The sequence below is a fragment of the Burkholderia sp. Ed8 genome (assembly GCF_040761425.1).
GTDB lineage: Bacteria > Pseudomonadota > Gammaproteobacteria > Burkholderiales > Burkholderiaceae > Burkholderia > Burkholderia seminalis.
In genome coordinates this window covers 789,082-803,677 of sequence record NZ_CP142889.1, presented here as the reverse complement: position 1 = coordinate 803,677, position 14,596 = coordinate 789,082, and the positions used below count along the sequence as shown (strand labels likewise).

The following is a 14,596-nucleotide window of genomic DNA, read 5'->3' as shown; positions in this document are numbered from 1 at the left end:
GTGGCGCTCATTGAATAAGCCTCGTCAACCGAAGACCCCGCCGGTTGAGCTACCGGCCATTCCCGCTGAACTGCCCGAGCAATTCGGCAGCGACCCGATGACGGCCGAAGCCCTCCATGCCGCGACGCTGGCGCTGAAGAACGCGGCGGCTGTGCACCGCCGCCTCAATCGGCGCCGATCTTGTCTTCGGCGTACACGAGTTGCTGCAGGCGCGCGGCGGCTTCATCGCGCATCTCGATCGAAACCTGCGGCGGCACGCCGGAAACATCCGCTGGCGCGTAAAGCGCGCCGATCAGCGGCGGCTGGGCGGCGATGAACGCGCGCCATTTCTGCGACGACGCGCGCATCGCTTCGCGCGATGCACGCGGCAGGCGGCGTTCGATCGCGGCCGTCACGTCGTCGATATCCTGCAGGTACAGCGGCGCGGCTTGCGCCGCGCAGCGGCCCTTTGCGTCGAGATCGGCGAGCGCCGCGCAGTGCGCCCGTTCGAAGCGTGCGCCGCGTCGCGGTACGGCGTCGACGCGTTCGGGACGGTCGTCCGTCGCGGGCGGCAGGCGTGTGGCCAGGCTGAAGCCGTGCGCCGCGCGATCCGCTTCGAACCGTTGCAGCGACAGCGCGCGCTGCCGTGTCAGTTCCATCACGTCGTTTGCATTCATCGGCGCGTAGATCGTGCCGCGTGTCGTCGCGTAGACGGCGCCGATCAGCTTCAGGTCGGCATCCCGGCGCGCGAGCCACGCGCGTTGGGCGCGCAGCAGCGCGGGTCGGTCCGCCGCCGGCAGCGATGCCTGCAGCGCGCGATAGCTCGCGTTGAGCCGTGCGTCCCATGCGCGACCCGCATCGACGACGCATTCGTCCTGGCTTGCCGTCGACGCATGTTCGGGATCGTTCAGGCACTGCGTCATCGTCCGGTCGATCGGATCGATGCCGGTCGCGGCGTCGGGTTGCGCGGCAACGGCGGCAGGCGCGGTGACGACCGCGCAAAGCGCGAGGGCCGCGAGACGTTCGAGCATGGGCAGCGTCCTTTGTCGTGGTGAGCGTGATGACGCCCTTCAGCGTGAATCGGGTGCGTCGAACGTCAGCTGGCGGCGGGCCCCGGCCGGCTGAACCGCTGCTCGACGACCTCGGTGCCCCAGTGCGTGCCCGCGGACTCGTGGGTCAGCGTGAAGCCGAACGCGTCGTACAGGTGGCGCGCCGAATCCAGTCCCTTGAAGGTCCACAGGTAGGTCTCGCGAAACCGGTGCTCGTCGACGAAGCGCATCGCCAGCGTCATCATCTGGCGCCCGATGCCGGACCCGCGCAACGCGTCGTTCACGATGAACCAGCGCAGGTGCGCGACGCCGGTCGCCGGATCGCCGTCGATCGCGAGCGACGCGAGCGTCCGCCCGTCTTCCTGGCAGAGCCATAGTGCCTTGCCGACGGCCGGCAACGTGCCCGCGAACTCGGCCAGCTCGGTCGCCACCCGCTTTTCGAAAAAGACGCCGAACCCCCAGTGCTCCGCATAGAAGCGTGCATGCAGGCTCGCGATGTCGCCGATACAGCCCGGTTGGTAGCCTTCGCGGATCGGCGGCGCATCGAGGGTCGTCGCGGGCGCCCTGGCGGCGTTGTCTTGCGCGAGGGCATCGGCATACAGCGCGAGGGCGCGCAGCAACGCCTGCTGGTCGGCGGGAATCATGCGACGCAACGCATTCGACACCTGGTCGGTCGCGAACGTGTCGATTCGTTTCTGCAGCTTTTTCCCCTCGGCGGTCAGGTACAGCTCGATCGCCCGCGCATCCTCGCTCGATACGCGGCGCTCCACGACACCGGCCGCCTCGAGCCGCGCGAGTTGCCGGCTCGTGTTCGATTTGTCGAGCCGCAGGATGTTGCCGAGATCCTTCGCGTTGATGCCGGGCGCCATCCCGATCTCGAGGATCGCGTGAACGGCCGACGGCGCCCAGTCGCTGTCGGCGAGCGTCGCGCGCATGAAGCCGAGCTCGCGCACCAGCTTGCGGGAGAAGTCGCGCAATTCGAGGATGGTCGCGTCGCGAGGCTTCGCGGGCGCGTCGATGAGGTCCATGGTTTGCCCCAAATGGTTGCGTATCGCAATCGATAATAGTTGCGGATCGCAACTTGTCAAGGCGAATGTGTGGCGAGTAGAAGTGGTATTGGCGCGGATGGCGGTGTGCCGGCACGTGGACGCATACTGCGCGTATCGGGCGACCGGCGACCGGCGACCGGCGACCGGCGACCGGCGACCGGCGACCGGCGACCGGCGACCGGCGACCGGCGACGGGCGAGCGCGTGCCCGGGCATCGATCCAGGTTCGCGGACCACGGAGGCCACCATGAACAAGCTGTTGCCGATGACGATCGGGTTGCTTGCCGGATGCGGCATCAGTACCGGGCCGCTCCATGCCGCCGGCGGCATGGATGCGCCGCCGTGCAGTGCCGCGCATGCGGCGGACCCGGGCGGGAACGCGGGGATGCCGGGCGCGTCGGTCCGCAGCTTCTCCACCGCCGGGTGTTCGGGCGCGGTGCTGCAGGGCGACCGCGCCACCGCGACGGTCAACGGCGACCGGATCGAACTGCGCGACGGCATCGTCTATGTGAACGGACGGTCGTACGGCGCCGTCACGCCCGCGCAGACGGTCGAATACGAGGCCGCGCGCGACAGGCGCACGTTGAAGGTCGACGGCAAGGTCCGTACGCCGCTGCGCTGAGTGCAGCTTCCAGCGCGCCGCAGCGGCGACGCGTCAAGTCACGTCGCTTTCGGGTAACTGACTTCCATGCCCGCGCGCACGTCCTGCTGGATGCCGTACTGCGCGAACGGATAGCGCAGCCCGTTGCGCGACAGCGCCTCCATTCCGGCAACGGCCTGTTCCAGCGCGTCGGGCGCCAGCGCCATCAGCATCTCGTCGTCGAGCACGCCGCCGTAGCGGCGTTCCGCGTAGCACGGAATCGACAGGCTCGGCTGCCCGGTCGACAGCGCGCGGCCCCACGAATCCGCGCATGCCGATTCGCCGACCACGCTCCAGTCGAAGCGCTTGTATCCCGACCATTGCAGCCCGTTGATGAAGTACATCATCGCGCCCGGCGTCGCGTAGAACAGCGCGATGTCGGGCGCGATGCGGCCGGCCGCAAGCGGCGACACGACGAGCGCTTCGTACTGGCCGTCGGCCACGCAGTGCATCGCGGCCTGGTGCGCGCGCGAATCTTCCTGCGTCGCGTACCAGACGCCGGCCATCTGCTGGCCGGATGCCCACTCCGCGTCCTTCGCGTGACCGAGCCCGACGACCGACCGGCACTGCGCGCCGACGAGGTCGTCGGCCGTGATGCCGACCGTGAAGCCGAGCCGCGCCGTCTGCCCGACGATCTGGTCCAGCGAGTGAATCGCCTTCGGGCGGCGAATGCGCGGGACGGCTTCCATGTCCTCGCGCCGTTCGAACAGCTTCATCCCGAACGGGATGCTGCGCAGCTTGAGCAGCCGCTCGAGGTCCGCCGACAGTCCGGCAAGCGTTTCTTTCATGTGAGGTCTCCGGGATTCGCCGGACCAGTGTAGCGATCCGGGGTACCCCCTTCAACACGCCGCCGGCCGCTCAGTCGGCCAGCGTCAGCCGGCCGTCGCTGAGCCGCACTTCGCGTCCGATCCACGCCGCATCGACGCGCGGCAGCACGGCCGACGGCTTGCGCAGTTCGCGCAGCAGCGTTGCGCCGTGCGACAGCCGGCCGCCCATGCGTGCGATCACCGCGCGGGCGGCCTGGTACTGCGCATGCCGGCCCGGGTCGAGCGCGTCTTCGAGCAGGATGTCGCGGCCGAGCACGCCCTGCGCGTGGCCCGGATAGATCATGAAGCCGGCTGCCTCGTCGGTGCCTTCGCCGCCGTCCTGCCAGAAGCTGCCGTTGCGGTCGCGGCGTTCGGGATGCGGCGCGAACCAGGTGTCGCGGTCGGCGGTCGGCATCGCGTGATGCAGGCGGAAGAACACGCGCATCAGGTTGTCGCGATACCACTCGCGTACCTGCAGATACCAGCCGCGCATGCCGGGCGCGCCGAGCGCGTGCAGCACGCGGACCGGCAGCGGCCAGGCGGGGAAGGGCTGCAGCGGCAGGTCGGCGGCCGCGGGCCGCGCGGTGCCCGGATCGGTTTCCCACGGCAAGCGGTGCGGGCTGTCGTCGAGCTGGCCATAGGCGGTCGGCGGACGTCCCCACAGTGTGCCGCCGCTGCTGGCGAGCGATGACGCGATGCACAGGTTGCCCTGCACGACGAATACGTAGAAGCGCGTGAACCAGTCGGCCAGTTGCTGGCCGTCCGCGCGCCGTTCGACGAGCGTCGCGAGTTCCCGGTCGAAGCGCTGCAAGCCGCGCGCGAGCGTCGGCAGGTGCCCGCGCGCGACGCGCAGCATGCGCCAGAACACCGGCAGTGCGCGCAGCAGGCGCAGCGGACGCCAGCGCAGCGGCGGCGTCGCGCCGCCGATCTCGCCGCTGTAGTTCGCGGCGGACACGCCCCAGTCCGCGAGACGCGCGAGGAACAGGTCGTTGTTGATGTACGACGCGCCGCCGTACAGCGCGGTGAACGGCTCGTTGTCGCGCAGCACGCGCGCATCCCAGCGCGCCATGATGGCCGGGATGCTGCCGGCCGCGCGCCGTTGCGCATATTCGACGAGCCGGCTCGGCTGCGGCGGCAGGATCTCGGCGATGTTGGCCGAGGTCAGGTGCCGGTGCCAGCCGTAGCTGCTGATCGGGCGGTATTGCAGGAGCCACAGCTGCGTGCCGTCCCATGCCCATTCGACATCGCCGGGTACGTAGTGGAACGCGCGCAGCACGCGTTGCAGGAACGCCCACAGCCGTTGCGAAGTCAGGCCGTGCGCGGCCGCGAACGTGCCGCGCCGCCACGGCTCGCCGAGCCGCGACAGGATTGCGCGCCGCGGGCTTGCCTGTCCGTCGGCGAGCGATTCGAGGTGGCCTTCCACCCATTCGACTTCCACCGACAGATGGCGCACGAACGCGATGCCGGACAGCACGGGCGCGACGAAGCGCTGCACGACCGCTTCCTCGAGGCCGCCGTCGAGCAGTTCAGCCACGCGTGCGGCGGCATCCGATGCCGGCACGCGCAGGAACGTCGTGTGCAGGCCGGCGTTGGCTGCGTCGGCCTGGTCCTCGCCGTGGCTCGACGAGCGGACCGCCCACTCGGCGCCGGGCTGGCTCGCGAGAAAGGCGGGCAGGCGCGGATCGTCGGCGCGGGTCAGCGACAAGGCGGGCGGCACCGGCAGGCCGGCCATCGCGGCGAGTGCCAGACGTCCGCCCTTCGTGTGCGCGACGAAACCCGTGTCGCCGGCTTCGAGCCACTGCGCGAACGCGGCCGGCGCATCGATCCACGGATAGTGTCCCCAGCCGTGCTGCAGCGTGACGGTGAGGTCGGCGCGCGCGAGGATTGCCGACCATGCGGCGGCCTGGCGCACGCCGAGCACGGCATCCTGGTCGCCCCATACGAGCTCGATGCGGTCGGTAACCCACTCGAGCAGCGGCAGCGCGGTATCGGCGCGCACGAGATCCCAGTGCGGCAGGAACGCGCGGCAGCGCGCGTAGCCGGCGCCCATGCGGCGATATTGCGCGGGCGTCCAGGTCTGGTTCGAGAACTGGCGGGCGAACAGCGTCGGATGGTGCGCGAGCAGCCAGTGGATCGTCTTGCGCAGCGGTTTCGGCGCCATCAGTTTCGGCAGCCGCCGTTCCCACAGGAATGCGCCGACGGGCGCGAGCAGCACGCTGCGGCCGAAGTGGCCGGGGCGCCGCTGCAACGCGTGCAGCACCAGCAGCGCGTTCACGCCGACCGCCATGATCGCGTGGCCCGGTTCGGTGGCGTCCAGCAGCGCCTGCGCGTACGCGGCGAGATCCTCGCACGGCGGCGCGGGATGATCGCCGAAGCCCGGCAGTTCCAGCGGCACCGGCCGGTAGCGCCGGAAGTGGGGCAGCGCATCGTCCCACCAGTCGGCCGCGCTGCCGTTGCCGGCGAGAAGGTACAGGATCGGTTTGCTCATCGATGCTTCGCCGGTCGACGATCGTCGCGGTCGCGGTCGCCCCGATCGGGGCGGCGACGTCGGCGGATGCCACGGCTCTCGTTGGTATGGGTGTTATGCCGATGCGAGTGGAATGGAAGGGCGGCCCGCTCGGATGGATGGTTGCGGGCATTTTACGCGAGTCGATTCCGTGCGATTCGCGCTTGATTGCCGGGGCCGGATTTTTCGCTGCGCGTTTGTCGCGCGAGCGCGGAACGCAGGATCAAGCCACTGGAATCCGCCAGGCAGGATTCAACGGAAGACAGTGACAGGAAGCCGGGGTGCGGCGGGATCGATTGCGCTCGTCGCCCACGGTGTGTTGGTCAAGAACGGCGTCACGCCGATCGCGCACCGGTGTGACGAGGACGACGCATCAATGCGGCGCGGCCGCCTCAACCCGATCGACCGGGCTGCCCGGCGGCTGCCCCGTTTGCCGGCGCGATCGGCCCGAACTCAGGTACGCGGCGATCGAGTCCTGCGTGACCTCGCCGAGCCACACGCCGTCCGGGTCGAGCACGGGCATCCACGACACGCTGTACTGGTACATCTTCGACAGCACGATGCGCAGGTTGTCGTCGGCCGAGACACCGGCCGGGAACGGCGTCACGCGTTCGCCGCATGTGCCGCCGTCGCCGCGCGCCGCGCGGCGCGTCACGTAGCCGAGCGCGCGGCCCGCGTCGTCGAGCACGGTCAGGTAGCGGCAGTCGGCTTCGTCCATCACCGCGAGTGCGTGCGCGAGCGGCGTATCGACGCGCGCGGTGTCGGGTTGCGTGGCCGCGTCGCCGGCCTTCACGAGCAGCAGGCGCTTGAGCGTGCTGTCCTGGCCGACGAACTGCGCGACGAATTCGTCGCGCGGGCGTGCGAGCAGCGTGTCGGGGTGATCGTACTGAACGAGCTGGCCGCGCCGGAACACCGCGATGCGGTCACCCAGCTTGATCGCTTCGTCGATATCGTGGCTCACCATGATCACGGTCTTGTTCAGTTGCCGCTGCATCTGGAAGAACTCGTTCTGGATCGACTCGCGATTGATCGGATCGACCGCGCCGAACGGTTCGTCCATCAGCAGCACGGGCGGATCGGCGGCCAGCGCGCGAATCACGCCGATACGCTGCTGCTGCCCGCCCGACAGCTCGCGCGGATAGCGTTTCAGGTACAGCTTCGGATCGAGCGCGACCATCGACATCAGCTCGCGTGCGCGTTCGGCGCAGCGCTTCTTGTCCCAGCCGAGCAGGCGCGGCACGACGGTGATGTTCTCTTCGATCGTCATGTTCGGGAACAGCCCGATCTGCTGGATCACGTAGCCGATGTGGCGCCGCAGGTCGACTTCGTCGAGCTGCGCCGTATCTTCACCGTTGATGAGCACGCGACCCGATGTCGCGGCGATCAGCCGGTTGATCATCTTGAGCGTGGTCGTCTTGCCGCAGCCCGACGGGCCGAGGAACACGCAGATTTCCCCCTCGGGCACCGACAGGCTCACGGAGTCGACCGCGCGTACGGTCTGGCCGTCCTTGCGCGTGAAGGTTTTGGTCAGTTGGTCGAGTTCGATCATGTCTTCTGCACTCCCTTCGGTGTCAATGCCCGCTGCAGCCTCTGCAGCAGCCGGTCGGCGACGATCGCGAGCAGGCTCACGAGCACCGCGCCCACCAGTAGTTTCATCATGCTGCTCTGTCCGATGGCGCGCAGGATCAGCGTGCCGAGCCCGCCCGCGCCCACCACGGCGGCGATCGTCATCACGCCGATGTTCATCACGACCGCGGTGCGCACGCCCGCGAGAATCACGGGCACCGCCAGCGGCAGCTCGACGAGACGCAGGCGCTGCCACGCGGTCATGCCGATGCCGGTGCCGGCTTCCTTGATGCCCGCATCCACGTTGCGCAGCGCGAGGTAGGTGTTGCGCATGATCGGCAGCAGCGAATAGAGGAACACGGCCGTGATCGCGGGCGCGGCGCCGATGCCCTGGCCGAAGCGCGAGAAGAACGGGATCATCAGGCCGAACAGCGCGATGGACGGCAGCGTGAGCACGATCGTGGCGATGCCGAGCAGCGGCCCGGCGAGCCATTCGTGGCGATTGATGAGGATGCCGAGCGGTACGCCCGCGACGATCGCGCAGCCCACGGCGATCGCGACGAGCCACATGTGTTGCAGCGTGAGCTGCAACAGCTCGGGCCAGCTCGAAGCGAGATAGTCGAATACGCTCATCGGGTCTCCTTCAAGGTAGCGGATGCGTGCGCAGGAACGCGTCGGCGACGTCGCGCGGCGATTTGCCGTCGAGGTCGACGGCCTTGGCCATGGCCTGCATCGCGTCGTTGTCGAGCGCGGCGGACAGCGCGTTGAGCTGCGTCGCGAGTCCCGGATTGCGCTCGAGCGTGTCCTTGCGCACCACGGGCGTCGCGTTGTACGGCGGGAAGAAATGCCTGTCGTCCTCGAGCGGCACGATGCCGAAGCCCTTCACGCGGCCGTCGGTCGTGTAGACGAGGCCGATCTTCAGCTGGTTGTTGTGCAGCGCCGTGTAGACGAGCCCCGGATCCATCTGCTTCAACTGCGCGCGGCTGAACTGCATGCCGTACGCGGCGAGCAGCGGCTTCAGGCCGTCCGGACGGTTCGCGAATTCCGCATCCATGCCGAACACGTAGTGCTTCGCGGCCGGATCGGTCTTCAGGTGCTCGGCGAGCTGCGACACGGTGCGGATGCCGGTGGCCTGCGCGAGCTGGCTCGGCAGGCCGATCGCGTAGGTGTCGTTGAGCGGCGACGCGTCGAGCCACACGAGCCCGCGCGGTACGTCGAGCGCCTTGACCCGCCGGTACATCTCCTCGGGCGAGAGCTTGTCCTGGATCTTGTTGTAGACGAGCGCGGCGGTGCCCGTGTAATCCCACATCAGGTCGAACTGGCCGTTTTCCAGCGCGCTGCGCGTGAGCGTGCTGCCGAGCCCCGCGCGGACTTCCACGTCGTAGCCGCGCGAGCGCAGGTATTGCGACGTGATTTCCGCGAGGACATATTGCTCGGTGAAGTTCTTCGCGCCGAGCACGAGCTTGGCGGCGAATGCCGGTGTGCCGGCGGCCATGCACACGGCCAGGGCGGCGCACAGGCGGGCGATCGATCGAAGCGGGCGCATCATGCGGCACCTCCGTGGCGCGCGAGCCAGCGGCGGCTGCCGGTTGCGACGATGCCGTCCAGCACGAGCGCGAGGATCGCGGTGAGCGACGCGCCGAGCAGCAGCAGCGGCTGGTTGTCGAGATAGATGCCGGGGAAGATCAGCGAGCCGAGGCTGTCCGCGCCGATCAGGTACGCGAGCGGCGCCGTGCCGACGTTGATCGCGAGCGCGGTGCGCACGCCGCCGACGATGATCGGCACCGCATGGGGCAGTTCGACGCGGGCGAGCGATTGCCAGCCCGTCATGCCGATGCCCTTGGCCGCTTCGCGCAGCGCGGCCGGCACGTTCTTCATGCCTTCATAGGCATTGCGCGTGATGGGCAGCAGCGATGCGAGGAATAGCGCGATGATCGCAGGTACGTCGCCGATGCCGAAGATGCCGAGCGCGATGGCCAGCACCGCGAGCGACGGGACCGTGTTGCCGATGTTGAAGACCTGCATGAAGCGCTCGGCCCGGTGCTGAAACCGCGGCCGGCTCAGCAGCACGCCGGCCGGTACGCCGACGACGATCGCGAGCGTCATCGAGTAGACGACCAGCAGCATGTGCTGGCCCGCGTAGTACGCGAGATCGTCCGCGCGCTGGCGGAACGTGTCGGCGCCGATGCCGCGCGCCAGCGCCCATCCGACCGCGATGATGGCTACCAGGCTGCCCACCAGCTGGACAGTGCGTCGAGTCATGAAGATACCCCTCCTCGATCCCGATGCGGCACGCGCGCAGGCACGCGCCGCGATGACGCCGGATGGCGTCGCGATGGAAGTTCGTGATCCCGGCATGGCCGCGATTGAACTGACGGAAACAGTGCTGCCGGCTGCACCGAAGTGCGGCTGGCGGTCGGGTGAACGCGATGTTGCGTTCGTCTGATTGTCAGGTTCAGCCCGGCGGCGCCGTAACGGCAAGGCGCGTTCGAGCAGGGCACCGTCCTGCGAAGACGGCATGGATGCGGGCGGCTTGGCGCCGACCGCTGGGGCCGGTGGCCCCTTTGACGTGGCGAAACGGATGCATGCGCAACAAAGTGCGAAATGACATCACGTTGCGCACGAGATCATGCGTTTTGTGTGAAGTTGGAGCGAGTATAGAGCAATCGAATGAGCGCGTCCAGCTTGGGCACGGCACGCGGTCGTGCGGCGGCGTCGAGCCGGACGCCGCCGGCGGCTTTCGTGGAAATGATTCGAATTCCGAACTAACAGGCGGGGGCGCCGTTCGGAATCGGCATGCGCGATCGACGTTACATGTCGATACCGGCGTCCGCGCGCGGCGTCTTGCCGGTCCAGCGCCGGTACGCGTGACGGAAGCTGCGCGGCTCGCTGTAGCCGAGCCGTTCGGCGATCACCGCGACCGTCAGCGTGTGGTCGTCGAGCATCCGCACGGCTTCGTCGTGACGGACTTCATCGAGCAGCGACTGGAACGTGATGCCGTCCTTGTCGAGCCGCCGGCGCAGCGTGCGCTCCGTCAGGTGCAGCGCATTCGCGAGCGCCGTCATCGACTTGAAACGCACGAGGTCGCGCGCCATCAGCTCCTTCGCCCGATCGGCGAAGCGCGTGCCGACCGACGCGGCCCACTGCCGTTCGAGCACCTCGCACTGGCCGTGCAGCGCATTGAAGCTGACTTCGTTCGCGAGACGCGGCGTTTCCGTGCCGTTCACCGACGTGAACACGAGACGGTTGTCGGCCGCATTGAACGCGACCGGGCAGCCGAAGTGGCGTGCGTAGTCGGCTGCATTGCGCGGCGTGCGGCGCGCGAGCTGCAACTGTTCCGGCCATACCGGCTTGCCGACGAGATCGGACACGATCAGCCGCAGGCTCGACAGGCACATGTCGACCTGGAATACCTCGAGATCGGATTCGCCGTTGTAGCGGCTGATGGTCACGCTCATGCCGCCGGCGTGCGCGTCGACGCGCACGTCGAAATACAGGCCCATGAACAGCGGGAACTGGCCCATGCAGCGGAACGCCTGCGTCACGGAGCCGCTGATCAGCATCGCGTAGCCGGCGAGACCGAGCGTCGACACGTGCAGCCGCGCGCCGATCGACAGCCCGATCGACGGTACGCCGCTGCAGCGCAGCAGGTTGCGGAAGCAGCGCTGCTCCTGGCCGCGATTCACGTGCAGGTTCGGCGACGCGACCTCGTCCGCGCCGAGCCCCGTGCCTTCGAGCAGCGCGGCGCCGTCGATGTGCCGCACGCGGCACTCGTCCAGCGCGACCGCGATCGCGTGAACGGTGGCCGGAATATCTTCCTGGCGTCCGGCCGGGCGGGCGAGGCCGAGCGATGTGCGCAGGCTGTGCTCGGCCCGGCTCTGGTTGCGTTGGGAGCGGCTGTCCATGGTGCCGATACGGTGACGGGCGTGCACGGAACATAGCCGGAATGTCCGAAAAATGCCAGTGCGGCACAGCAGCATGCATGGCCGGACGATGCGATGCGTGACGCCGTGTCCTGAAATATCCCCCGATTACGTCCGTATTTCTCATTCGTCCGGGATTTTTTGGCGCACCACACTTTCTTCCGATCGCGCGCCGCCGGCGGCGCCGGGCGATCGAGAGTTGAAGTCATGAACGCCACCCACCCACGTGAGGACAGCATGGACAACGACAGGCCAGGCCGAACCGTATCGGCCGCCGCGACGCACGACGTCGGCGCGAGCGCGCATCGAGGCGACCCGGACGAGCGCCGCACGCCGCGTCTGCTCGGCCTCTCGACGCTGGTGATCTTCGGCCTCGCGTACATGCTGCCGATGACGGTGTTCACGACCTACGGCCTCGTCACAAGCGAGACGAACGGGCATCTGACGGCCGCCTATGCGGTCACGCTGGTCGCGATGCTGTTCACCGCGCGCAGCTACGGCCACATGGCGCGGCTGATGCCGAGCGCCGGTTCCGCGTACACGTTCGCGAGCCGCAACTTCGGCACCTCGGCCGGCTTCATGGTCGGCTGGGCGTTGCTGATGGACTACCTGTTCATCCCGATGATCAGCTACCTCGCGATCGGCATCTACATGAAGCAGATTTTCCCCGGCGTGCCGGCCAGCGTATGGATCGTCGGCAGTATCGCGCTGGTCACCGGGCTGAATATCGTCGGGATCCGGCTCGTCAACCGCGTGAACCTGATCCTGATCGCGAGCCAGTTCGTGTTCATCGCGATCTTCGTCGTCGCGTCGGCGCGCGTCGCGGCCGGCGAAGGGCTGTCGATGACCGTCGCGTTGCCGTCGTCGGGCGATGCGCGCGCGATCTTCGCGGGCGCCGCGATCCTGTGCCTGTCGTTTCTCGGTTTCGATGCGGTCACCACGCTGTCGGAAGAGACGCGCGAGCCGCGGCGCACGGTGCCGCGCGCGATCCTGCTCTGCACGCTCGCGAGCGGCCTGCTGTTCATGCTGATCGCGTATGCCGGGCAAGTGGTGTTTCCCGACTGGCACGCGTTCAAGGATCTCGATTCGGCCAGCTTCGAATTGATGCGGCGCATTGGCGGCGGCACGCTGTCGGCGTTCTTCGTCGCGGTGTACGTGGCGGGCTGCTTCGCGAGCGCGATGGCCGGGCAGGCGAGCGTGACGCGCGTGCTGTTCGCGATGGGCCGCGATCGCGTGCTGCCCGAATGCGTGTTCGGCCACCTGCATGCGCGGCTGCATACGCCGGTGCGCGCGACGCTCGCGGTCGGCGTCGTGTCGCTGTCCGCGCTGTTCGTCACGCTCGACCTCGCGTCGACGATGATCAGTTTCGGTGCGCTCGTCGCGTTCGCGGTCGTGAACCTGTGCGTGATGCGTAGCTACCTGGGCCAGCGCGGGCACCGTCATGTCGCGGGCTGGATCACGTTCGGCGCGATGCCGGCGATCGGCTTCGCGATGAATGTATGGCTCTGGTCGGGACTGTCGCGCCAGACGTTCTACGTCGGCTTCGGCTGGCTCGTGCTCGGCCTCTGCCAGCTCGTGTGGCTCACGCGCGGCTTCACGCGCCCGGCGCCGACGCTGTCGATGCATTGAATGACCGGCGGCATGTCGCCGGTTCTGAAACCCTGAAGGAGGAGTGACCCATGAACGCTGTTGACGTCAATCCCGGTGCGGACCTGCAGGCGCTCGGCAAGCGCCACCTGCTGATGCATTTCACGCATGCCGATGCGTACCGCGAGAACGCGCTCACCGTGTTCGACCGCGGCGAAGGCTGCTGGCTCGTCGATCGCCACGGCAAGCGTTATTTCGACGGGCTGGCCGGGCTGTACTGCGTGCAGGTCGGCTACAGCCACGGCGCGGAGATCGGCGATGCGATCCGCGAGCAGATGGTCCGGCTGCCGTTCGCGACCAACTGGGGTTATGGCCACGAACCGGCGATCCGGCTCGCGCACCAGCTCGCGGCGCTCGCGCCCGAAGGCCTGAACCGCGTGTTCTTCACGTCGAGCGGCTCGGAGTCGAACGAATCGGCGATCAAGCTGGTGCGCCAGTATCACCAGTCGCGCGGCGAGCCGCAGCGGCGCAAGTTCATCGCGCGGCGCGTCGCGTATCACGGCACGTCGTTCGGCGCGCTCGCGCTGAACGGGATGACGAATTTCCGCAAGCACTTCGAACCGTTGATGTCGGGCGTGCGGCACGTGAGCAACACGAAGCGCTACGGCCGCCCGGCGGGCGAGACGGAAGCGCAGTTCACACGCCATCTGCTCGACGAGATCGAATCGCTGATCGTGCAGGAGGGGCCGGATACCGTCGCCGCGCTCGTCGTCGAGCCGCTGCAGAACGCGGGCGGCAGCCTGACGCCGCCGGCCGGCTATGCGGCCGGGCTGCGCGACATCTGCGACCGGCACGGCGTGCTGCTCGTCGCGGACGAGGTGATCTGCGGGTTCGGCCGGCTCGGCGAATACTTCGGGTCGGCGCGCTACGGGCTGAAGCCGGACATCATCACGTTCGCGAAAGGCATCGCGTCGGGCTACGTGCCGCTCGGCGGCGTGATCGCGAGCGACGCCGTGGTCGACACGGTGCTCGACGGGCCGCAGCAGATGTTCCTGCACGGCGCGACGTACGGCGGCCATCCGGTCGCCTGCACGGCCGCGCTCGCGAACCTCGCGATCATGGCGCGTGAAGGGGTGCTCGAGAACGTCCGCGACAACGAAGCCGTATTCCGCCAGACGCTCGACGGGCTGCTCGAACTGCCGTGCGTCGGCGACGTGCGCGGCGACGGCTACCACTACTCGCTCGAACTCGTGACGGACAAGGCCGCGCGCCGCTGGGCGGCCGGTATCAGCGCGCAGGCGTTCGTGTCGACGATCCTCGCGCCCGCGATCTTCGACGCGGGGCTGCTGTGCCGTGCGGGCGTCGATCACGAAGGCACGCCGATCGTGCAGTTCTCGCCGCCGCTCGTGATGTCGCGCGACGAGATCGTGTGGTTCGTCGCGCAGATCCGCGACATCCTCGCCGACACCTATGCCCGGGCGACGCGCTGAGC

At 68.6% G+C, this 14,596-nt stretch carries 13 protein-coding genes and 1 pseudogene; 5 read left to right on the top strand and 9 right to left on the bottom strand.

Annotated elements, in window-relative coordinates; genetic code table 11:
• Positions 1 to 10: 10 nt before the first annotated feature.
• Positions 11 to 145: pseudogene (locus VXM69_RS37835) on the top strand (IS256 family transposase); the annotation flags it as partial.
• Positions 146 to 164: 19 nt separating this feature from the next.
• Here VXM69_RS37835 and VXM69_RS37830 read toward each other — a convergent pair.
• On the bottom strand, positions 165 to 1,010 hold the full coding sequence (locus tag VXM69_RS37830) for a lysozyme inhibitor LprI family protein (RefSeq protein ID WP_367190507.1): 846 nt from the start codon (positions 1,008 to 1,010) through the stop codon (positions 165 to 167).
• Between the two features lie 65 nt (positions 1,011 to 1,075).
• A complete protein-coding gene (locus VXM69_RS37825) occupies positions 1,076 to 2,056 on the bottom strand; it encodes a helix-turn-helix domain-containing GNAT family N-acetyltransferase (RefSeq protein ID WP_034191937.1) in 981 nt (326 codons plus the stop codon).
• A 267-nt stretch (positions 2,057 to 2,323) separates the two neighbouring features.
• Here VXM69_RS37825 and VXM69_RS37820 point away from each other — a divergent pair, with 267 nt between their 5' ends.
• Positions 2,324 to 2,698 carry a hypothetical protein gene (locus tag VXM69_RS37820; protein ID WP_049036725.1) on the top strand — a complete coding sequence of 125 codons (375 nt, stop codon included), beginning with the start codon at positions 2,324 to 2,326 and terminating at the stop codon, positions 2,696 to 2,698.
• Between the two features lie 38 nt (positions 2,699 to 2,736).
• Here VXM69_RS37820 and VXM69_RS37815 read toward each other — a convergent pair whose 3' ends face one another.
• The 6 genes from VXM69_RS37815 to VXM69_RS37790 all read right to left on the bottom strand — a co-directional run bounded on the left by VXM69_RS37815 (position 2,737) and on the right by VXM69_RS37790 (position 9,856).
• Complete coding sequence (locus tag VXM69_RS37815; RefSeq protein ID WP_034191935.1) at positions 2,737 to 3,504, bottom strand: DUF169 domain-containing protein; 768 nt, start codon at positions 3,502 to 3,504, stop codon at positions 2,737 to 2,739.
• Positions 3,505 to 3,574: 70 nt separating this feature from the next.
• Positions 3,575 to 6,010, bottom strand: coding sequence for a PEP-utilizing enzyme (locus VXM69_RS37810; protein ID WP_367190506.1), 2,436 nt, complete (start codon positions 6,008 to 6,010; stop codon positions 3,575 to 3,577).
• A gap of 391 nt (positions 6,011 to 6,401) precedes the next feature.
• A complete protein-coding gene (locus VXM69_RS37805; protein WP_059562369.1) occupies positions 6,402 to 7,577 on the bottom strand; it encodes a betaine/proline/choline family ABC transporter ATP-binding protein in 1,176 nt (391 codons plus the stop codon).
• Entirely contained in the window at positions 7,574 to 8,227 is a 654-nt protein-coding gene (locus VXM69_RS37800; RefSeq protein ID WP_049036718.1) for an ABC transporter permease, read from the bottom strand. The genes VXM69_RS37805 and VXM69_RS37800 overlap by 4 nt, the downstream gene beginning before the upstream one ends.
• A 10-nt stretch (positions 8,228 to 8,237) precedes the next feature.
• The gene (locus VXM69_RS37795) at positions 8,238 to 9,143 is read right to left on the bottom strand and encodes a glycine betaine ABC transporter substrate-binding protein (protein ID WP_034191930.1); all 906 of its coding nucleotides are present in this window, start codon (positions 9,141 to 9,143) and stop codon (positions 8,238 to 8,240) included.
• Positions 9,140 to 9,856 carry an ABC transporter permease gene (locus VXM69_RS37790; RefSeq protein WP_034191929.1) on the bottom strand — a complete coding sequence of 239 codons (717 nt, stop codon included), beginning with the start codon at positions 9,854 to 9,856 and terminating at the stop codon, positions 9,140 to 9,142. Before VXM69_RS37790 ends, VXM69_RS37795 begins: the two co-directional genes overlap by 4 nt.
• Between VXM69_RS37790 and VXM69_RS37785 the strand changes: the two genes are divergently transcribed.
• Positions 9,855 to 10,040 carry a hypothetical protein gene (locus tag VXM69_RS37785; RefSeq protein ID WP_034191928.1) on the top strand — a complete coding sequence of 62 codons (186 nt, stop codon included), beginning with the start codon at positions 9,855 to 9,857 and terminating at the stop codon, positions 10,038 to 10,040. The two genes, VXM69_RS37790 and VXM69_RS37785, sit on opposite strands and share 2 nt — an antisense overlap.
• Before the next feature lie 364 nt (positions 10,041 to 10,404).
• Here VXM69_RS37785 and VXM69_RS37780 read toward each other — a convergent pair whose 3' ends face one another.
• Complete coding sequence (locus VXM69_RS37780) at positions 10,405 to 11,499, bottom strand: AraC family transcriptional regulator (protein ID WP_367190505.1); 1,095 nt, start codon at positions 11,497 to 11,499, stop codon at positions 10,405 to 10,407.
• Between the two features lie 255 nt (positions 11,500 to 11,754).
• Here VXM69_RS37780 and VXM69_RS37775 point away from each other — a divergent pair, with 255 nt between their 5' ends.
• Together VXM69_RS37775 and VXM69_RS37770 are read left to right on the top strand one after the other, a co-directional pair.
• Complete coding sequence (locus VXM69_RS37775; RefSeq protein WP_049036710.1) at positions 11,755 to 13,146, top strand: APC family permease; 1,392 nt, start codon at positions 11,755 to 11,757, stop codon at positions 13,144 to 13,146.
• 50 nt (positions 13,147 to 13,196) lie between these two features.
• Positions 13,197 to 14,594 carry an aspartate aminotransferase family protein gene (locus tag VXM69_RS37770; protein ID WP_367190504.1) on the top strand — a complete coding sequence of 466 codons (1,398 nt, stop codon included), beginning with the start codon at positions 13,197 to 13,199 and terminating at the stop codon, positions 14,592 to 14,594.
• Positions 14,595 to 14,596 lie beyond the last annotated feature (2 nt).